The organism is Halomonas sp. AOP13-D3-9, from assembly GCF_052379125.1.
Taxonomy (GTDB): Bacteria; Pseudomonadota; Gammaproteobacteria; order Pseudomonadales; family Halomonadaceae; genus Vreelandella.
Genome location: NZ_JBQSYH010000013.1, coordinates 32,954 through 52,924, shown reverse-complemented (window position 1 = coordinate 52,924; position 19,971 = coordinate 32,954). Strand labels below are relative to the sequence as shown.

Genomic DNA, 19,971 nt, shown 5'->3' with positions numbered 1-19,971 from the left:
AGAGCTTAAGTGCCGTTTGAAGAGCTGACAATTCTGTATTTTCAAATAGCTGCGGGAGTAATGATGGGGTGGGATTATTTCACACCAAAGTCGTGGCGCGAGCACATGAATGGTGTACTAAGCGAGTATTTTTCTGGTGTTCAAGGAAGAGTCGATGAAGACCTATCGGGGGCACTAGTTTTTTTGAAAGTGAGCCTTCCAAAAATCATTGCCTCATTTATCGCTTTCGGACTTGCTTACTTCGTGCTCAGATTTGGCTCCTCGATTAACGGTGAGTGGCGCGCTGAGGCTATCCTTGTCACCGGGTTAGTGTATTTGATGCTTGTCGCTGGAGGTTTAATAACGCTAATGAACATAGTATTTCCGTTGCTGGTTCCTCTGGGATTAGGAGGAGTATTTAGGGGGATAACAATGGTCTTAACGAGCACAGAAAAGGGGCCGTTAGCAGGATTGGGATTTTTAAGCCTATTGGTTACTTTTGTGATGCGTTACATGAACTATACAGCAGTCTGAACCATAATTTGGCGGTCAGCCTGATCGCTACGCGCCGTCTTTGGCCCTGCTCCAAAGCCGCCCATAACCTTAGCGTTATATGCTCAACTAAAATACCGTAAGGAGAAATAATGAAAATATCTGACATGAAACAAAATATAAGGGAAGCTGATTTATCTCCTGAAGACGAAATGAAGAGCTATATTCTTTCTCTCGCTGCTGATTTGAGGCTAGATACAGGGCATGTTCTGCCAATAAGGGTTTTGTTGCACAGAACCTTGAGCTTTAATCCGAAACAGCGAGAGGCGTTGCAGCCAGCACTCAACACACTCATCTCAGAAGGCTATTTTGAAGAAAAAGATGATAAGGCTTTCCTCACCGAAAAGGGCCGAGACGCTATATACTAATTGATATCAAATCGGCTGCTGTCGAACTGCCAAAAGCGTCACAGCTTTTGCTCTAGCAAAATCAGTGCCATTTTGTCAGCCGCTGAGCCGGAAGTTATATTGGTACTACCTGATAGTCTGCTCTTGGCTGTTTGCCCTCTTAACCAAAAAATAAAGCTTGCCTGATTACGAGAGCTGCCTCGTTGGGCAGTTCCATTTTATCCCAACAGTTGCCTATAAATACCCCATTTCCGAAAACGACTTACACCCATCACTTCCCACGACCACGTGATCAATCACACGTATATCCATCAGTCCCAAGGCTTCCTTTAGGCGATCAATAATACGCCTATCGGCCTCACTGGGTTCGGGATCTCCGCTTGGGTGGTTGTGCACGAGGATAACGGCCGCAGCGTCGTAGGTAAGGGCGGCTTTTAGTACTTCACGTGGGTAGACGCTGGCCGCGTCGATGGTTCCACGTAATAGCTCTTCAAAACGGATAACGCGATGCTGACTATCGAGGAACAGCACGCTAAACACGTCGTGCTCGTAATCTTGAAGCAGTAACTGCAGGTGCTCAAACGCCTGGGAAGGCTGCGTGATCTTGCGGCCTTTAGCGAGTTTGCGTCTTGCGAAGCGCTTGGCCATGGTGATGATATCGTTTTCAGTCACTGGCGAGGTAACGTGATAGGTACCAGCCACTTCCCCAGCTTTGAGTTTGGCGTGTGTCATGGTTGTCTCCAAAAAATAAAAAACGCCGGGGTGGTGGCCCCGGCGTCTATGTCGTTAATGATCGGTTGGTGTATCTATGGAATCGTCGCGTCACGCAGCCATCACTTGGTTTATGCGACGTTCCATCTCCTCATGGAATCGTTCTACCCGCTCGGCAATGGTGCGGATCATAATGTCGTCACGGTAGGCACGTTTGATAAACAGCGGCATACCTGGCCAATAGCTCACAAAGTCGATCCATTCCCGTTCGCTGACCCATAGCCCGCCCTGGCATTGGGGCACGTGCTCATCAGGTATTTCGCCGCTGAGCAGTACCTCAATCTGGAACTTAGGTAGCTTTGTTTTGATTTCTAACAGACCGTTAGCGTCTACTAGGCTGTCGGGCGAGTAGCCCACGCCATGGTTAAGGATCAAGCCCACTTCCTGGGGCTGGGGTTCGCCTGTGGCATCGCAATAAAGCGCACGTGCCAAGCCTTCCAACTCATGGCCTCGTCGAGTATGCGCGTTACCTTGAAACGGCTCGGCCAGCTCCCCGGTAATGCGTTCACCGATTAACTGGTGCATGTAAGTAATCGCCCCGGTACTCAACCCGCCTGGGCCTTTACCCTTCACCAGCACGACCTTTAGCTCCGACATGGTGACGCGACCTAGCCGCGCCGCCAGCCACTCTGGGGTGCCTTGCTCCATAGTAAGCAGTTGCATTAAAGACTCCTGTCATAAGGGGTAGAGCGTGGATTACTTAACCGCCCGTTTAGAGAGTGAGGCGCGTAGCTTGTCGAAGTCAGTCTGAGGTACTTGCACGGCTGAACCGTATTTACCACTGAACCATTCCTGGGTCGTGGCGGGGCACTGGCTAATCAGTCGCTGGATCTGTCCGGCCTGAAAGGGCGTTACTAGCTTGATACCCACTTTGGTACTGGTCTTGCCATTGTCATCCTGGCCCCTTGTGGTGATGTTGAGTAGGGCGCAGAGTACGTAGCGCTTGCCGTAGCTGGTGGAAGAGCCAAACGCCTGCACCGCGTTCTTGTTGCCGCTTATGTCGGCAGGTAGCAACATGCTGGTTTCTTCACGGTGGCCATCCTTATGCATCAGCACACCGGTCACCTCAATACCACGCTCCTGCGTCTGAATACGAAAGCTCACCGCAAAGCCGTGTTTCTGCATGATGGGGCGCACGGTATCGACGATATCTTCCAGCGTGGCGTAGCAGCCGTTGTTGGTTTGCCCGCGCTCTTCAATGCTGGGCAGTTCGGTCTGCATCGCCGCCATGGCAGCGCTATAGGCCATCATGGCCTGGCGATCCATTACCCGTTCCTGCATCTGTAGCAAGCGTTCCATCTTATCGATGTCGACGTCCGGGTTGAGTGCCGCACGTTCTATCACCTGGATGATGGCCGTACTTTCCGCAAGGTGTGGCGGGGATGCTCCAGGAACAGCTTGTAAAGAGGATGCAGACGTCTCGTGATTTACCACATTAGCTTTGGTGGCCATGACAAGGCTCCTTCAATAGGGGTTAAAGATCGGCGGGAAGTTCGTGCGGGGGAACGGGGCATAGGTGCAGCTCGGTGCGATACAGCTGTCCTTTTGCCATCACGTAGGTTTCGGCATAGGTTTGATCCTGGGTGAGCAGTCGTTCGGTCAGTTGGGTTAAGGCGATATCTAAATCGGGGCTAAGAGAGGCCATGATGTGCTCCACGTAAAAGCAAAAAGCCCAGCCTGTTAGTGGCTGGGCTTATCGCGCTATCCAATGAGGGGTAAGACAAAAACCAGGAAAATCAGCATTAGAATGATCAGAAACAGCATGTCAGCTCACCAGGGCAAGGGCCGTTTGTAGCGCCTCTTGCTTCAGCTGCGCCCCTTGGCCAAACCACGCGGAATCCAGACGGGTATCGTTGCTGCGAGCCCGCTTGTCGTGATCCACGTACTCGGTCACGGCATTGAGCAGACCCCAGGCAGTGTCTTTGGCCGTGTCGAGGTGGGAGCCGCGGCCTTCGCCGTGGTAAAGCTTCTGTACCTTGTTGAGCGCCCGATAGTTAGGCAGCTTGGAAGGATCTTCGATTGGCTTATCGATACCGCAGAGCACTGACTGGAAATACTGCTGCGCCTCGCGATGATCGATCTTACGTTCTGCCAGGGCCTTCATGCGGTACATGAAGTCATTCCACTGGGAAACAGAAATACCTAGTTGGCTTTTTAACGCACGTGGATCGAACTCCGACCGGTGGGGTACCTTCACTGCCTGCGACGTGCCATCCACCGCAATCTGCAGCGTGTTGTTACACACCACCCGCACCGTGGTGGGTGTCGCCATGGTGGCCAGCGTGCCGTCACAGGAGGTTGCCAATAGTAGGTAGTCGTTGACCTCATCCTGGCCTTTCAGGGAGGTGCTTAAACCACTGCGCGCCAAGGCCCAGAACTTACGCCCGCCTTTCAGTACCCCAGCGGTTTCCAGCTCATACCCGGCGTACTCTGTCAGGTCACGGTAAAACTCCAGTATCTCTTCGGGCTGCACCACCTTGTATCGCTGGGATACTACGGATAGCGGCGCCTTGGTATCCGAGCGATAGAGCACTTTCTGCTCGGGGAAAGAGTGGATACTGCCCAGGTGACTGGCACCCTCGGCAATAAAGCGTACCGGGGCTTCTTCAATGTGCCAGTTCATACCGGCCTGTTGCTGCCAGACCTCTAGCGGTTGTTGACGGGATAGCTGTTGCCCCAGACCGTGCCACGGGGTTGCGCCGACGTAAGCCATTTGTTCAATGAGATGAGCCATGGTGAAAACTCCTAGCAATAAAAAAGCGCTGACGTTAATCGCCAGCGCTTTATGGTTGGAAAGTAAGGGGTATGTCGCTTAGTGGGTACACATTAGCGAGGTGCGGTGAAGGGACGGGTTAATTACCGGAAGGTATGACCACAAGATACGCACAGCCAGGGCGTTCCTTCACCGGGTGGCAGTTTCTGTGTGAAGAACACCTTTGCGACACGCAAGCCTGCTTGACTGCCGGAAACAGCCCCCATCACGGCAGCCGGCAGTTTGGCTAACGGGAAGCGGGAGGAGGCATCCGATAACGGGGACGTTGGGGTATAGGACGCCCGCCACGCCCCAACGGCTCCACCCACGAGGCTGCTGCCAACGGTGCCGATGCGTTGGGCGGTTTCAAGGTTAAACGTGCAAGCGGCTGCACAGCGTAGGCAAGGCGGGGACATAACTAACACTCCTATAGGCGTCAAAGTGATCCCGTGTGCAGGATTCATAGGAGTGATATAGATCTGTAATTTTTTGGCTTTGACCTTTGAGTGGTTGCTTCGATAAGCCTCTTTACTGATACTGTTCATAAATACAGTAAAAGAGGGAGCCTATTATGTCATTGAACGTTTCACTACTGGGCCGGGCAGATGCCATGGCCTCGTCACTACCCTTGCCGCTCTATTCAACCGCCGTACGCGCCGGGTTTCCTTCGCCCGCCGATGATCACTTGGATACCGAGCTTGATCTGCACCGCTACGTCGTTAAACGCCCAGCCTCGACCTATTTTGCTCGTGCCGAAGGTTATTCAATGATCGGAGACAGCATCCACCCTGGGGACTTATTGGTGGTGGATCGCAGCCTGGAAGCGCTGCCTGGTCGAATTGTGGTGATCTGTGTCGATGGGGAAATGACCGTTAAGCGTCTGGAGCGCGTTGGCCAACGTACTTACCTCAAAGCAAGCAACCCTAATTTCAAGCCGATACCCCTTGATGGTCGCGAATCCCAAGTCTGGGGCGTGGTGACCGATGTGATTCACAATCTGCTGAGGTCACTGCCGTGATTGCACTCGTTGACTGCAACAACTTTTATGTCAGTTGTGAGCGCGTCTTTGATCCAACGTTGGAAGGGCGCCCGGTAGGGGTGCTGTCGAATAACGATGGTTGTGTCGTCGCCCGCAGCAACGAGCTAAAAGCCCAGGGTGTGGAGATGGGGACTGCCATGCACTTGTTACCGCCCGAGATTCGTCGCCAGGCTGTGCTGCTATCCAGTAACTATGCGTTATACGGCGATATGTCCCAGCGGGTAACTGAGGTGCTAGGCGAGTTTTCGCCCCATGTGGAGGTGTACTCCATTGATGAAAGCTTTGTCGGGTTTCAGGGCTTTGACCCAGATTCGCTGGAGGCACGGGGCCAAGCCATGCGCGATACCGTTCGACAGTGGACGGGCATTCCCGTGTGCGTGGGGTTTGCACCTACCCGCGTACTCGCCAAAGTGGCCAACCAAGCGGCTAAGAAACACCCCGCTTATAAGCAGCAGGGCGTGTGTAAGCTAACCGCCGAAAGTGAAGCGACCAAGGCACTGTTAAAGCAGTTGCCGGTGACAGAGCTGTGGGGGGTGGCACGCCGTACCGGTGAACGTTTAAGAGTGATGGGTATTGAGACCGCATGGGATCTACGCGAGGCAGACCCTAAGCGTATTAGGCAGCGCTTTAGTGTGGTGAAGGAACGCATCGTATGGGAACTACGCGGGCAATCCGCCATCCAGCTTGATGACATGAGTCTACCCAAAAAACAAATCATGGTGTCGCGTTCATTCGGCAGGCTTACCGGCAACCCCCATGACTTACGCGAAGCCTTAAGGCATCACGCCGCCAGGGCGGCAGAAAAGCTGCGCAAACAGCAAAGTGTTACCAGCGCCGTCATGGTGTTTGTTCGCACGAATCCATTTCGTACCGACCTACCGCAATATCAACAGCGTGTGGTTGTCTCCCTAGAGAGGCCTACCGACGATAGCCGCGATATCATCGCAGCAGCGATACAAGGATTAAGGCGTCTATGGCGCAAAGGTTATGCCTACCACAAAGCAGGCCTGATGCTGCTAGACTTTTCCCCCAAGGCCAACCGGCAGCTTACCCTCACCGAAACCCCGCAAACCGGCGAGGAGGCTAAGCGCAGTGAACGCCTGATGGCGACGATGGATAAGCTCAATCGTGAGCTAGGTAAAGGAACGGTACAGCTGGGTCTACCCCGTAAAGGCAATGCCTGGTCGCTGCGCAGTGAGCGTCGAACGCCGCGTTACACCACGCAGTGGAATGAGCTTCTGGTCGTTAGGTAGATCAAGCATCGGTTTATATTTTTGCCATGCTAAACAAATTAAACTATTGATGAAGAAAACATCGGTGTGAACAAAGCGCCGTAAGGATGGTTCCTTAAGCACGACATCACGACGTTGAGAGCAAAAAAAATCATAAAAACACCATATAGGTTGGCAATTTACGAAATTCTTGGCCGCGAACGTCGTCTTGTCGTGGATACTCCATCAAAATCTTCGCGTTGCAAGGCACGTCAATAGTGCATTGGGCAACGTGCTGTGTCTTCGGGAGCTTACAAAGAAGTTGAATAATATTCACAAGAAATCCCTTTCCTCACAGCCTAGCACCGAATGCTCGCTGCCTGATGTTTGTCCATTGCTCACAGAAATACTGTGGGGAGAGGGGGTGGGTCCGATCACCCAGTGGCGCTTCGAGCCACGTTTACCGTTGCTATAGCAGATAATCCCTTGGGCATTGAGCAGTGAGGCAGCTCGCTTGAACGCTGCGCCAAGGCCACGGGGCTCACGCGGCCATTGGCTATCCAAAGTGCAACTCGGCCGATATTTTGTCAAAGTGGCGAGCCACACTCCCGTTGGTTTTTCAACGGCTTCCGTGATTGCCTCGATTTTAAGATATTTAATGAGAGCTTGAGCAACCGGTTCCTCTTCGGTCATCTCGCAGAGCCGCTCACTACGATACGCCTGATACTGTGTCCAGAAGCCTTCAGGGTTCCCGACCAAATTATCGGAAACAATCATTCCAATTCGGCAGAAGTCTTGCCAGTTGTCCGGCACTTCTCGTTCTAATCTCACTTGGTCAATATTGGCATGTGCCTTGCCAAGCAGGATAAGCAGTGCGCTGAAAGCGCAAGTCTGATCCACCGGTGTCAGGTTTTCATGACGAGTTTTTATCCGGTACGTCTCACGAGGTTTAGCAATAGAGGGGGACGGCATCTCTAGACTCAAAGTGAGCTCAGCTAATTCATCATGACAAATAACTGGTTCTAAACTGCTTAGAACGCAAGGGCGTGACACATCCAAACTGGATGTAGTCTCATTACCGTCGTTTGCTCTCCATTCCAGTTGACTGGTGCAGAGCAACTCAAACAAGCGACGCTGTACTACTGCACTCAAAGGCGCTTCAACGTTTTCTAGGCTAATGACTTGATGCTGCCAAGCAAGTCGGTTTACTTTTTTCACAGTTGTGGGTATATCACGTATTGCAGTTTCCTTAATCACTGGATCAACTAAGTTTTTGATGATGCGTTGAAGTCGTGACATGCCACTTTTAGGCTCTCCCGTGAGCTCTAAAGCTAATTGTTGTCGTTCTGGCATTAGGCACAACACCATATATGTGTAAATTAACAGCTCCCGATCCTTTGGTAGCGCCACGTAAGTCTCTATGACGTTCAGGTCTGCACTGCGCCCATGCGTGTGTAACTCGCTGTAGGGGCGACTATTGATGGGCTGCCAGTAAGGATAGTGTTGTTGGGGGCGAACCATTGATTCATGCCCCGAGGGGAACATCATCACCTCGCCACCTAGTTCAATAAAGCGTTCGTTGCTTTCACCCAGCCAAGTTCGCCCGTTGCCGATAGTTCGAAAATCAGCTTGATTGAAGCGAATAATATCTAGTGCATTTTGGATGTTTTTGTCAGAAACATCACGATTACTGCTGTCAGCAACAATTTTTTTGATGATCGGTGCAATCATCTCTGCTTCCATTATTAGCACGGGACCTGATGAATGTGGCAAGAGGAAATTAACCCCGTTGGGGTCTATGGCTAGTCGATAATAATGGTGAATAATTTCCCTGACGAGATTGGCATTGCAAAGCTTGGGTAGTCGTCTGGTGCGGGGTATAGACGGCATTAAATGCCCCAGTGATGCACCCACAGAGGAAATAGGCTGATAGACTTGTTGGGAGTGAGAAGGTTGGTTGGAAAGAAATATGCCGTCCAAAGCAGGTTCTTGAGGATGAAAACTATCATATGTCATGAGGTTGGTTCCTTAGTTTTATTAGCAGAGGCGCGTGCTGTTTATAGTAATCATTACTCCGCATGTTTATATCACGGTGATGAACAGAAAGTTATGCATAGAAACTGATCCATGATGCTTTTTAAAAAACCTCTCATTCGCTAAATTTAATCGATAAGGCAATAAGGTTAAATTTATCAGATTTAATTGATGTGTCTAATGACTTTTTTTAATATTGAGTTTTATTTGTTTCTGGATGGTAAAAGAAGTATTTAAACTTGGTTGGACACCGATGGATATATTACTGCATGAACATAATTCAAGCAGATATAAATAAAAGCTATGAGTTTGAAAGCTGTGCTTATGTAGAGTTCTATATACGTGTAGGGTTTTCTCATCTGAAGGTAACACTGGGCTGCCAATCAGATAGATCATCGCATTAAAATTGCTCTCGTTCCGGTGGCCGCCTGTGCTGGACAAGCTGACCTATCGGCTATATGTCGCGTAGGTTTCCTATTTCATTACCGGCGCACCGATGTTCTGTCCGATGCGGTACTGGCGGATTGCGCACGCGTCCTGTAAACGGCAGCATCACTCATATTAAGGAGGTAGGCTCAAAAGAACCGGTCAGGCTGGTTGTAAGATTACCTTTGGGGGAGGCAATGCATAAAAGCCTGCCCAGTAAAATCGTCACTGGCCACGTGGAGTAAGCCTTACATTTTTTTCAAAAGGACATTAGCGTGCCCAGGGTTAAGAATACTCAGGGAAAGAAGATGCTGTTGTCGTTATACACTTATCCAAAAATAGTTTTACTGGGGTGTGCCATGTTCTGAGTCATTGCGCGCCTGATTGGGTGCGCAACAACTCATGATAAAAAATGGATTATTTATTTTAGTGTTTTACACGCTTGCGTGAGCTTGAGAGCTAGGCGTAGAACGGCTGAGAGCGACATTGCTTTCTCTTTATCGCTTAGGTAAAAGGTAATATGTATATTCTATAAAAGAATATAAGGGGTGTGAAGAAGCAAAGGTGAAGAAGCGTATAGCCCCCAAGAGGTGGCCAACAAGCCGACGTCTTTCTTCATGAAACGATCGCCCCAACCGAGCATCATCACGACCTGGACTAGCGAAGCCATAGCGGCATCGTGAGTTGCATTACCACGCCAGGATGAGCGTGGTGTTCTTGTTGATCATGACTCCTTCCTAAGAAGCGTTGCACTGCTTCGTGGTTCCTCCCTTTTCAGACGCCATCGCTCACGGCCTTGAAGCCGTTGCGTGTGCGTGTCTCATTGATAGCCAGGTACTCACCTATGAAGATTCTCACCTCGAAACTGCCTAAGCGGACTCGTGAAAATCCGAAGCTTAAGCTTTTCTACGAACGCTACTACCGTGGTTGTAAAGTAGCTTCCCGGCTGGGTCCTCTTATCGAAAACTATTTGGATCGTACCTATGACGCTCTGACATACGCCTGCGGCATGCAGAACAAGACATTCGTTTTTCGCCTGGACCTTCGCTTTCCCGACGATATGGAACCCAACTCAATGCATGCGGGAAACGATTATTTAAGTTTTTTTCTGCATGCTTTTGAGATCCAGCTGCTTGCATTGAGGCGGGAGCATGTATCCCATATCCACCGTGCAAATTTTCGCTATGTGTGGTGCCGTGAGCAAAAGGACAGTGATAAGCCGCACTACCACTTGCTGATCTTGCTGAATGGGAATGTATTCCATCAGCTAGGGAGCAGCGATGCGTCGGCACTGGGAAGGTACCAGGACAATACCTTGATTCATGCAGCTATTCGCGCGTGGGGCTGGGCGCTTTCACGCCCGACTCACATGATGAAAGGGCTTGTCGAGATACCGAAGAAGTGGGAGCAGGGAAGGCGTACCAATAAATATTTTCACTGCATGCTACATAGAAACGATCCCGATATTTTTGCGGAGGTGATGTACGTCGCTAGCTATCTCTGTAAGTACTACAGCAAACCCCTCGGTCAGCGCATCCATTGTTTTGATGCTAGTAAAAAGCCAACACGTTGGAGAGAGAGAGCTCGATAATACGAGTAGCGTGCCTGCCCGCTGTAGTGTTCGTGCCTTTCAGTGTCCCCCAGCAAGCATTCAGTTGTTGCATGCTTTCCTCTGGGTAATGCCTACCTCCAAAGCGCTTCTAAAGGGCCAGTATTTTTTCCCATGGCCATCTTAAATGCATAGTTAATTGAAATATAAGATTTTTATTCTTTTTAAGAAGCCTTAAAAGCTATTATTTCCATAGCTAGCATCTCGCATTGCGGTGGTAGTGGCGGCTCTCTATCATTCACATATCAACCGAAAGGAGTTAAGCCATGACCCACAGCCACCGTATTCGCATTGTCCTACGCATGAAGCAAATGACCGAAAAGCTCAGTATCAGTCGCTCATCCATCTATGAAAAGATGAACCCCAAGTCGCCTCGATTCGATGCAACCTTTCCAAAGCCCATCAGGCTAGGCGCAGCCTCTGTGGGGTGGCTAGAAAATCAAGTGGATGAGTGGCTGATGAGCCGTCAGGCGTAACGGGCTTCAGCGATGTTTAGCGGCATTTTCATGGTATGCAGCTCTACATTCCTTATCACTTTTTAACCAGGTGTTGAGCTTTGTCTCCACTCTTTCCTTTGTAATCTGATATTTTGCTCGATGTTCGCTGTTCTCATGCTGTTCTAGAACAGTGGGCGCTAGACTGGCAATAATGGTTTTGGGTGCTCCCCAACCTTCTGTAGGAGGAGAGTTTCTTAGCAAATCAATGAAACTGTATTTAAGGTTCGAGTAATCTTTATAGGCTTGTCCGCCCGCTTTTTGAGAATGAGCTTTTTTCTGCAGCTTTTCCTCTGCGGCCAGTGCTTGCCCAAGCTGATGCTCAATATCTTTGAACTCAATCAACGATGACCATGCATTTTCATGGCGGCCATGCTGCTCAAGGAGATCTGCACAAATGATCCACATGAATGCTACGGGAAACAGGTTGCTAACCTCAGTGCTATGGGTAGTAGGCAGTGAGTGGCAAATGATGTTTTTGCATTTGGTAGCGCTAATATTATCTTTTAAACGATCTAGGGAAATTTGGTACTCATCCAAAAAGCGCTCCTGGCATGCTTCATCCGAGAGCTCTTTTGTCTCAGGGGCACCATTCAACAAGAATAGGTAAGTTTCACTCAGTTGTTGCTTGAATTGCTCTATGCGCTCTCTCAACGGCAACTTGGAAAAAGCGGAAAAGATGTCAGGCACTGCCATCATGCTCCCAGCTAAATGTGAGGCTTTGTTATCCTCTTTAATATAATGCTTATCAGGGAGCGGGTTTTTTGTTTGTGACATGCGGTTATTTTCTCTTCTGTATGAACGGAGAAGGTAATGGATTGTGTTAGCGATTGATGGCTGTGCAATATCAATGAGGCTGTTTGACTCATCACGCTTAAATAACTAATTTAGAACGGCTAGTCGATACTGAATCGCCCCAGGTTTCGTAGACACCTCCAGGCCTTATACTGGACTACCAAGGATGATTATTTTATGGAGTTGGCGTTGAGGGTACTTATTAGGTGCGCTACCCTAATAAATATAAAATTATTAAGGTTCCAACTCCTGCAATTCCCAATGCGTCTAGCGTATCTGTCAAATCATTTTCAACCATTTTCAATACACTGACAGAAAAATAGCGTTCAAATAACTGTGATATACCATTTGACGTTACACTTAATATGGCGATGGTGATCTCGATGTTTTCTATTCCCGTTAACCACAGCAGAGTCGCTAGTAAAGTAACTAAAACAACGCTGGCTCTAAAGGAAAGCCATTTAGCAGAATGAATGGATGAATTGACACCGCCTACCAAGTCCTCCGCGGTTGCCATTTTTTTGGGTAGCAGCCGTCTCCAAAAACCTTGGCTGGAGTCCAATAAATGCGATAAAACCATGTGCATGCACCAGAATAGTTGAGAAGAGTGGAGAGCAGCTTGCCATGGAATACTTAACGATCACTTAAGCATTTATTAATTGGCGAGGCTCCGGCACGTTTGGCTAATATCTTTTGCCTGCTGGTAAACGTCCGTTGCTACGTCAAGCAAACCCAGCACGCTGTGAAATAAGTTATCGTGGGAAGCGGCTTGATCAGAGACTTGGCGTAAGCAGCCCGTATCAAGACCTTGCTGCCGTGAAAATGAGCTGGATAGCCACCAAACCATAGGCACATGGGTCTGTTCATCGGGAGCAATGGCATAGGGAATGCCGTGCAAATATAGGCCTTTTTCACCCAGTGATTCACCATGATCAGAGAGATAGATCATCGCAGTTGCGTAGTCATCCTGACGCTTTAACATCTCAATCACCTGATCCAACACAGTGTCGGTATACAGAATGGCATTATCGTAGCTGTTGGTAATGTCGTCTCTTGAGCACTTGGCTAAATCAGCGGTGGTGCAAGCGGGAACAAAACGTTCGTAGTCATCAGGGTAGCGTTGGTAATAGCTGGGGCCATGGTTGCCTAGCTGATGCAGCACAACCACCTGATCAGCTGAGGTACCGCTAATTTGCTTGGTCAAGGCTTGAACCAGTGCCTCATCCAAGCATCGCCCATCTTGACACAAAGACGCATACTCCTCTGGCGAGAGCGCTTTTGTCGTCACTCCGTCGCAGACACCTTTACAGCCTGACTGGTTATCAAGCCAGGTGACCTCTAACCCGGCGTGGGCTAATACGTCCAGCAAGGATTCATATTGCTGAGCATACGATTTAGCGTAATCGGCACGCCCTGGTAATGAAAACATGCAGGGTAATGAGACCGCTGTGCTTGTACCGCATGAGGAAACATCTGAAAAATTGATAATGTCAGGCTGCTGGGCAAGTTTGGGTGTGGTTTGGCGTTCATAACCATTTAACCCCCAATTCGCCGCCCGTACCGTTTCGCCCACCACGATGACGAGCAGTTTGGGTTTGTCACCCGCTTGTGAACTGATACTGGCGTCCTCACCCACCGGGGAACGCACCGTATTCGCGGAAGCGTGTTGGCTCGAAAGGGCCTGCGCCATCGAAACAATATAATTACCTGGGGTCACCAAGTAGCGTAGCTCTTTATTGTTGCGCATGAGTGACGACACTTCTTGGTAAGATAAGAAAATTGCTAACAGCAATATAGCAGTGCTGGCAAGGCAATAAGCTAAGCGACGCAACACTGCCTTCTTCCAGGTTGACGGTGTGATTTTAACGCGCCAAATCATGACGGTAGGCAAGCCAAAAAAGATTGCCAAATGAATCAGTAAACCAGCGGTGAGAAGTTCCTGTGCTTCGTTAGTGTCCGTTTGAAGCACATTGTCTAGCATGGAGGTGTCAAAATAGGTGCCGTAGTAACTGGTAAAGTAACTGACAAAGGCGGCAATCAGAAACAGCAAGGTTAATAAAGGTTTTACCAGCGTTCGAAAAGCAAGGCTCACGAAGATCAAATAGTTAAGGCAGGTCATCACCAAAAACATATTGGCAAAGGTTAGCCACGTCTGGACGGCAAGAGGGTCATAGCCAGCAAAGGCTTGTTGCCAAAAAGGGACATTGTAAAAAACACTGAATATGACAACACCCCATAAGACAAGCTGCTCCGTACTTAATGTGGGGCGATAATGCCAAGCGGTGCCTACAATTTTTGAAGGCAATGACAGCAAAGGGGGCATTGAAAGGCTCTCTATATGAAAAGATTAATGAACGCTGGGGGGTAATAAGAATCTTGAAAGGACAAAGCTTACGGTCCAACAAATCATGACGGTCCAGAGGTCATGGGAGAGAAAGTGCGCCCCGCGGAACTGTTGAGTGATCCCAAACGTAAGGCCAAGCCCTAAGCCCAGTGCAAGCCCTGCCCATCGCCAGTGGGGCCGTATGGCGGCAAAAAAGAAGTAGAGGGCTATCCAGGTATACCCTGCGCTGGCATGCCCGGCGGGAAAGCAGGCGGACGCTGGCATTGAGGAAGGCCGTATGCTGAGCAAGCCAATAAAGTCGCGTGCCCCACCATAGCGAACTAAATCCCAAGGGCATTCCATGCTCACTAGGTGTTTAATCGTTGCGACAAGCAGCGCTGAAAGAAGCGTTGCGGAAAAAAGATATAAAAGCGGCGTGCGATACGCTTTAAGACGAGTAACCACGGTGCTTAGTATTAATAGGAGGAGTGTGGCTAAACCCATCGCCAAGCTTAGCCATTTACCGCCTTTGTGAAGAATATCTTGGGTAATTAAGGTATCTTTCCACGCCCAGGCATTACCTTGAAAGCGATATATAACGTCAGTTATCGTAAAATCTATGTTTAAAATACTGAAGACCGACATGGCGATTAGAAATAAAAGCCATGCGGATGCTACGGATTTGAGAACATTTAGTAGAGCAGCACGCATAGCCACACACCCATCATCATAAAAAGGGTCATCATGACGGCGGCAGCCCCCATGTCTTTAGCACGCCCGCTAAGTTCGTTATGTTCTAGTCCAATACGGTCAATGGTGCATTCGATGGCGGAGTTAATGAGTTCCACTATCACTACAAGGGTGAGTGAAGAAAACAGCAATGCTTTTTCTACGGAAGTGGCATTAACAAAAAATATAAAAGGGTAGAGGACGAGGCATAGCATCACCTCTTGTCTAAAGGCAGACTCATTTATCCAGCAAGCTTTTAAACCCGATACTGCATTCATAGAAGCGCGGAAGATGCGTTTGAAACCCGTGCCATTGGGTTTTGACGTCGTTGAAATAGGCAAGACAGTACTCTCGATAACGTAACAGTAGGGTCACTATAAAGTGCAAAACTTAACGAACAGTTATGCGCTTTAATTCAGTGGCTAGAATGCAAAGGGGCAGCGCTGGGTGGTGGTGTTACCCACTGTGTTGGTTGATTTGTTGCCGAGGCCGATTGAACGGGATCCGTTGCGTTTTGTCCGTTAAGATTAGTGCGTATGGCTTCTATTACCGTGCTGATTTCTGGGTGCCACAGAATAGTGTCATAGGCTTCTCGTGGTACGAAAGCGAGTGATTTTTTTTGGCGTACCAGGGAAATGGTGGCGACATCGAGTGCTGCCGCTAAGTGCATAGGCCCAGAGTCTGGCGTCACGAGTAACCGCGCACGTTCCAAAACCGCGGCAAAGTGGCGGATAGGAAGCGGTGAGCATAAGCTGCCATAAAGTGATGACTTCAAACGCTTCTCAATAGGTGCTAGAAGCCTAAACTCCTCCGGTCCAAGAAATACAATATAGCGTATTTTACGGGCTTCCATGGCATCGATAAGCATTAACCAAAATTCCAACGGCCAACGCTTGTTTTGATGCCCGCCTACGAAGATCGCAATAAAATTTGTATCTGGTGGTTGTTCGCTATGAAGGCTGGCTAGCTGTTGTATTTTCGTTATTGCCTGATAGCGTTCCTGCTCTGTTATCTGGAGCAATGGCCGGTTACGGCAAGCAACACCGAGCGGACGTGTTAAGTTAACGATGGCATCGTAGGCATGTGATGACGTACCTTCCGCCTCAATGCTGTACCAGCGCTGGTGACCTTTACCTGAACCCATGGTGTACCGTGCCCCTATTAACCGGGTCACTATAAAACCGCTCGTTGATCCTCCACTCACTTGTACCGCCAGGTCATAGCGTTGTGCTCGTAGACGTCGTAATAATGTCACACACTGCCAAGGTCGAAGAATGGCGCTTCTCGACAGTAAAAAGAAATAATCAACAGGTCGTTGTTGCAACAGTGGCCATGTTTTATCAGTCGCTAAATAGTCTATGCGCGCGGAAGGAAAACGTTCACGAAAAGCATCGATGACAGGGGTACTAATTAGCGCGTTGCCTAGACGAAAATTGGGGCGAATAATGAGAATTTTTTCTACGCCCACAAGGCTGTCAATGGTTTCTGGTGTAGGTGCTTTGAGGATATACCGTATGCCTCCCAGTAAATATTGCTTCATTCTTTTTTCTAAAAAACGGGCCATTATTTTTAAATAATAGTTTGTTCTAATAAGTGTTAGTAATTGCATACTCTGGTGCTCTTTTCAGCTAGTTGAAAATGACTTGCCCTCGGTAGCGACAGGGCAGATTCAAAATGATCGCCATTGAAGGCGCTGCTTTGGCTTTGCCCATGGCGAAAGAGGCAGCTTGAGCCCAAATAACTTAAAGAAGAGTTAAGCAGAGCAAGAGATTCGCAAAAATAGAATGTTAGGCTTGTTGATTGAATTCAGATGAGGTTGCTTTTTGGGAAGTAAGTTGCTGCATTTAAGAAAAGCTTAATTTTTGGTAGCCAAGATAGCGGCTTGTCGATTGAGGGGATCAGCATGCGTGCACTACTAATAGAAGATGACCCCTTGCTTGGGGATGGCATCAAGACGGCGCTAGAGCGCGAGGGCTACGCGGTCGATTGGTTTATGCTTGGCCGTGAGGCAATTAGTGCGAGCGGCAGCGAGGCCTTCAGCGTGATTATTTTGGATCTTGGTCTGCCCGATATGGACGGTATGCAGGTACTGCATTTACTCCGCGAGCAATCTACTCTGCCTATTCTGATTTTGACGGCCCGAGATGCGGTGGAAGACCGTATTGGTGGTTTAGATGCGGGGGCGGATGACTATGTGCTCAAGCCCTTCAATTTGCAGGAGCTACTCGCCCGCTTGCGTGTCGTCATGCGCCGTGCTGAGGGGCGTGCTTCGCAAATATTGACGCTGGGGGCGTTGAGTATTGATGAGGCCCGCCATGCGGTGAGTTGGCGGGGTAAAGACGTCAAGTTGGGCCGACGCGAGTATGCCTTATTGCTAGAGCTCGCTAGGCACCCGGACAGGGTGCTATCTCGCCCTCGTTTAGAAAATTTGCTTTACGGCTGGGGCGAAGAGGTAGAGTCCAATACGGTGGAAGTTCACATTCATCATCTGCGTAAAAAGCTTGAAAAACATCTGATTATTAACGTGCGGGGGATTGGCTACCGACTGGATAGCCACGCGCAATGAGATCGATACGGCATTATCTGCTTCGCACGCTAGCCATTACCATGGTTGTCGCTGGGGGCGTGGCCGTTACCGCGGCTTACTTAATTACGGATCACGAGCTAGAAGAAATTCTCGATACACAGCTCAGTCTGCATAGCCGGATTGTGGCTGGTCAACTCGATCCAAACGCGACCATTGATGACTATGCTCGCCTGGCTTCACGCATGGGCCTACCAGAAAATCCGGCTCAGCTATATCGCGACGGTAAAGCAGTCCCCGTGAGCAGCTCTGAATCAGGTCCCAAGCTTTACCACGAGGAAGAGCTTAAATTAGTACTGGGTTTTTGGAATGCCGATGGCTCACCCAGGCTATTAGGGGGCAAATGGAATGATGCCGGGCCTTTCCCAGCGCCTTTAGAAGAGGGGTTTCGCTGGGAAAGCTACGATGGTCATCGCTGGCGGGTTTTCAGCATGTTCGATGTTGCCAGCGATACCTGGATCAGTATGGGGCTACGAGGTTCGTTTCATGATGAAGTGGTGGAGCGCATCACCTGGAACAATTTATTGCCGATGCTCTTGTTGCTGCCACTCCTTCTTTGGCTGATGAGTCGAATTATCCGGCTGGGTATTGCACCCATCCATGCGCTTTCCAGCCAGGTACAAGGTCGCTCCGCCCGCGACCTGCGTAAAATCGATAATCCGGTTCCTCAAGAGCTTAATGGATTACGTCAATCGCTAAACGACTTTATCGCCCGCTTAAAAGCCACGTTAGAGCGCGAGCGGCGCTTTACCGCAGATGCGGCCCATGAATTACGCACGCCCTTAGCTGCGCTGAGGATTCACTTAGATAATGCGCAGGCAGGGGGAGAGCAATCATTACAAAAGGCTTATGTCGGGGTTGAGCGGCTTCAACGGGTGGTAGAACAGCTGCTCATTTTGGCTCGTTTGGATCAAGTTGCCACAACCTCACCGGCCACTATTGACCTCTATCCGATTATTGCTGAATTGATAGCCGAGCTGTGGCCACTCGCTGATGAGCGAGATCAGCACTTGAGGCTAACAGGCTTAACCCGGTTGGAGGTTCGCGCCGACGAAGTCGAGGTGGGAATGCTCTTTCGTAACCTACTGGATAATGCCTTGCGCTATACGCCGGAAGGCGGTCAAGTGGAGGTAGAGTTAGCGCTTTGGGAGGGGTTGCCTCAACTCACGGTGAGTGACACTGGCCCCGGCCTCCCCGAGGCACTGTTGGATAAAGTCACTGAGCGCTTTCGGCGCGCGTCTGGCCAGGGTACCACCGGCAGCGGGTTGGGTTTATCGATTGTCTCGGAGTTGGCTCAGCGCCAGAACGCACGCCTTACGCTTAGTAATCGTACGCCCAATGGCCTGGCGGTCAGTGTGGTGTGGGAGCAAAACCAACATCAGGATCGCTGATTAGCTTACAGTGCTTTTCTTTGGAACAAGTGATTGAATCTAAATGCATTTCAACCGTTATATGCACCAGAGAATCGCACTGTTGCTACAAGCGCTGGCTAAAAATATGCCCTGAAGGCTGTTGCCACACAGCTATCTGCCACTCTCCCTCTGAAAAGAAAGGGGAAATCAATCACGAGGTGAGGCCATGCAACATACAGAGCACCATCGATCTAACCGTTCAGGTTGGCTGCGCGCAGCCGTCATGGGCGCGAATGATGGCCTTGTCTCGACTAGCAGCCTGATACTCGGCGTGGCAGCAGCGAGCACCGCGCATAGCGACATTATGTTGGCCGGTATTGCGGGGCTAGTGGCCGGGGCTATGTCGATGGCCGCCGGTGAATACGTCTCCGTTAGCTCACAGTCTGACACCGAACATGCGGATCTTGCGCTTGAGCGCCAAGCGTTGATAGAACATTTTGATGCTGAACTGGAAGAGCTGGCAGCGATTTATGAAGCGCGTGGGTTAACACCGGCGCTAGCCACGCAAGTCGCTGAACAGCTGATGGCAAGCGATGCGCTAGGCGCTCACGCCAGAGATGAGATTGGCATCACCGAGACAAGCCAAGCGCGCCCACTCCAGGCGGCCTTTTCATCGGCTGTGACCTTCACGGCTGGCGCCATGTGGCCGTTGCTAATCGCCTGGTGGGCGCCGCCGCCATTGCTTATTCTTCTGGTGGCGCTCTTCTCGATACTGTTTTTAGCCTTTCTAGGGGCGGCGGCTGCCCGTGTGGGTGGCGCGCCGATACTCAAAGCCTCGGTGCGCGTAATGTTCTGGGGCGCATTGGCGATGACCTTGACCTTCGGCATAGGCCGCTTGTTCGGTGTCGTGGCATAAATAAGGGATAGTGCAGCCATTGCTCTGTGTCAAACAGGTCTGAAAAGGCCACTCGTGC

The 19,971-nt window shown here is 49.9% G+C and carries 22 protein-coding genes; 9 read left to right on the top strand and 13 right to left on the bottom strand.

Going from position 1 to position 19,971, the window contains the following annotated elements:
* The first annotated feature begins 9 nt into the window (after window positions 1–9).
* A complete protein-coding gene (locus ACT3UM_RS15160; protein WP_009288063.1) occupies window positions 10–513 on the top strand; it encodes a hypothetical protein in 504 nt (167 codons plus the stop codon).
* Window positions 514–623: 110 nt separating this feature from the next.
* Window positions 624–899 (top strand): hypothetical protein, encoded by a 276-nt coding sequence (locus ACT3UM_RS15155; RefSeq protein ID WP_027959661.1) that lies wholly within the window; start codon window positions 624–626, stop codon window positions 897–899.
* A 213-nt stretch (window positions 900–1,112) separates the two neighbouring features.
* Here ACT3UM_RS15155 and radC read toward each other — a convergent pair whose 3' ends face one another.
* The 6 genes from radC to ACT3UM_RS15125 form a co-directional block, all read right to left on the bottom strand.
* Complete coding sequence (gene radC / locus ACT3UM_RS15150) at window positions 1,113–1,610, bottom strand: RadC family protein (protein WP_027959660.1); 498 nt, start codon at window positions 1,608–1,610, stop codon at window positions 1,113–1,115.
* 90 nt (window positions 1,611–1,700) lie between these two features.
* A complete protein-coding gene (locus ACT3UM_RS15145; protein ID WP_027959659.1) occupies window positions 1,701–2,312 on the bottom strand; it encodes a lambda exonuclease family protein in 612 nt (203 codons plus the stop codon).
* Window positions 2,313–2,345: 33 nt separating this feature from the next.
* Entirely contained in the window at window positions 2,346–3,101 is a 756-nt protein-coding gene (locus ACT3UM_RS15140) for an ERF family protein (RefSeq protein ID WP_009288065.1), read from the bottom strand.
* Window positions 3,102–3,123: 22 nt separating this feature from the next.
* Window positions 3,124–3,294: a hypothetical protein gene (locus tag ACT3UM_RS15135; RefSeq protein ID WP_155830866.1), complete on the bottom strand. Its 171-nt coding sequence runs from the start codon at window positions 3,292–3,294 to the stop codon at window positions 3,124–3,126.
* Window positions 3,295–3,414: 120 nt separating this feature from the next.
* A complete protein-coding gene (locus ACT3UM_RS15130; protein WP_498900141.1) occupies window positions 3,415–4,383 on the bottom strand; it encodes a DUF932 domain-containing protein in 969 nt (322 codons plus the stop codon).
* A 122-nt stretch (window positions 4,384–4,505) separates the two neighbouring features.
* On the bottom strand, window positions 4,506–4,817 hold the full coding sequence (locus tag ACT3UM_RS15125; protein WP_498900139.1) for a hypothetical protein: 312 nt from the start codon (window positions 4,815–4,817) through the stop codon (window positions 4,506–4,508).
* Window positions 4,818–4,972: 155 nt separating this feature from the next.
* On the opposite strand from ACT3UM_RS15125, the gene ACT3UM_RS15120 reads away from it, so the two are divergent.
* Window positions 4,973–5,419 carry a LexA family protein gene (locus ACT3UM_RS15120; protein WP_498900137.1) on the top strand — a complete coding sequence of 149 codons (447 nt, stop codon included), beginning with the start codon at window positions 4,973–4,975 and terminating at the stop codon, window positions 5,417–5,419.
* Window positions 5,416–6,693 (top strand): Y-family DNA polymerase, encoded by a 1,278-nt coding sequence (locus tag ACT3UM_RS15115; protein WP_498900135.1) that lies wholly within the window; start codon window positions 5,416–5,418, stop codon window positions 6,691–6,693. The genes ACT3UM_RS15120 and ACT3UM_RS15115 overlap by 4 nt, the downstream gene beginning before the upstream one ends.
* Before the next feature lie 291 nt (window positions 6,694–6,984).
* Here the strand turns inward: ACT3UM_RS15115 and ACT3UM_RS15110 are convergent, their stop codons facing one another.
* Complete coding sequence (locus tag ACT3UM_RS15110) at window positions 6,985–8,667, bottom strand: AICE-type RepA C-terminal domain-containing protein (RefSeq protein WP_498900133.1); 1,683 nt, start codon at window positions 8,665–8,667, stop codon at window positions 6,985–6,987.
* A gap of 1,288 nt (window positions 8,668–9,955) precedes the next feature.
* On the opposite strand from ACT3UM_RS15110, the gene ACT3UM_RS15105 reads away from it, so the two are divergent.
* Both ACT3UM_RS15105 and ACT3UM_RS15100 read left to right on the top strand, forming a co-directional pair.
* Window positions 9,956–10,702, top strand: coding sequence for a YagK/YfjJ domain-containing protein (locus tag ACT3UM_RS15105; RefSeq protein ID WP_498900131.1), 747 nt, complete (start codon window positions 9,956–9,958; stop codon window positions 10,700–10,702).
* A 284-nt stretch (window positions 10,703–10,986) separates the two neighbouring features.
* A complete protein-coding gene (locus ACT3UM_RS15100) occupies window positions 10,987–11,196 on the top strand; it encodes an AlpA family phage regulatory protein (RefSeq protein WP_498900129.1) in 210 nt (69 codons plus the stop codon).
* Window positions 11,197–11,202: 6 nt separating this feature from the next.
* Here ACT3UM_RS15100 and ACT3UM_RS15095 read toward each other — a convergent pair whose 3' ends face one another.
* The 6 genes from ACT3UM_RS15095 to ACT3UM_RS15070 form a co-directional block, all read right to left on the bottom strand.
* Window positions 11,203–11,991 (bottom strand): hypothetical protein, encoded by a 789-nt coding sequence (locus ACT3UM_RS15095; RefSeq protein ID WP_498900127.1) that lies wholly within the window; start codon window positions 11,989–11,991, stop codon window positions 11,203–11,205.
* Window positions 11,992–12,220: 229 nt separating this feature from the next.
* Window positions 12,221–12,589, bottom strand: coding sequence for a hypothetical protein (locus tag ACT3UM_RS15090; RefSeq protein ID WP_498900125.1), 369 nt, complete (start codon window positions 12,587–12,589; stop codon window positions 12,221–12,223).
* Between the two features lie 75 nt (window positions 12,590–12,664).
* Window positions 12,665–14,332, bottom strand: a complete 1,668-nt coding sequence (locus ACT3UM_RS15085) for a phosphoethanolamine transferase (protein ID WP_498900123.1) — start codon at window positions 14,330–14,332, stop codon at window positions 12,665–12,667.
* A 24-nt stretch (window positions 14,333–14,356) separates the two neighbouring features.
* Window positions 14,357–15,043 carry a phosphatase PAP2 family protein gene (locus ACT3UM_RS15080; RefSeq protein WP_180095061.1) on the bottom strand — a complete coding sequence of 229 codons (687 nt, stop codon included), beginning with the start codon at window positions 15,041–15,043 and terminating at the stop codon, window positions 14,357–14,359.
* Window positions 15,025–15,402, bottom strand: a complete 378-nt coding sequence (locus ACT3UM_RS15075; protein WP_235976183.1) for a diacylglycerol kinase — start codon at window positions 15,400–15,402, stop codon at window positions 15,025–15,027. The genes ACT3UM_RS15080 and ACT3UM_RS15075 overlap by 19 nt, the downstream gene beginning before the upstream one ends.
* 74 nt (window positions 15,403–15,476) lie before the next feature.
* Window positions 15,477–16,670, bottom strand: a complete 1,194-nt coding sequence (locus ACT3UM_RS15070) for a glycosyltransferase family 9 protein (RefSeq protein ID WP_022523384.1) — start codon at window positions 16,668–16,670, stop codon at window positions 15,477–15,479.
* Between the two features lie 294 nt (window positions 16,671–16,964).
* Here ACT3UM_RS15070 and ACT3UM_RS15065 point away from each other — a divergent pair, with 294 nt between their 5' ends.
* The 3 genes from ACT3UM_RS15065 to ACT3UM_RS15055 all read left to right on the top strand — a co-directional run bounded on the left by ACT3UM_RS15065 (window position 16,965) and on the right by ACT3UM_RS15055 (window position 19,913).
* A complete protein-coding gene (locus ACT3UM_RS15065; RefSeq protein ID WP_498900119.1) occupies window positions 16,965–17,627 on the top strand; it encodes a response regulator in 663 nt (220 codons plus the stop codon).
* On the top strand, window positions 17,624–19,036 hold the full coding sequence (locus ACT3UM_RS15060) for an ATP-binding protein (protein WP_498900117.1): 1,413 nt from the start codon (window positions 17,624–17,626) through the stop codon (window positions 19,034–19,036). Before ACT3UM_RS15065 ends, ACT3UM_RS15060 begins: the two co-directional genes overlap by 4 nt.
* A gap of 187 nt (window positions 19,037–19,223) precedes the next feature.
* Window positions 19,224–19,913: a VIT1/CCC1 transporter family protein gene (locus ACT3UM_RS15055; RefSeq protein ID WP_022523387.1), complete on the top strand. Its 690-nt coding sequence runs from the start codon at window positions 19,224–19,226 to the stop codon at window positions 19,911–19,913.
* The last annotated feature ends 58 nt before the right edge of the window (window positions 19,914–19,971 follow it).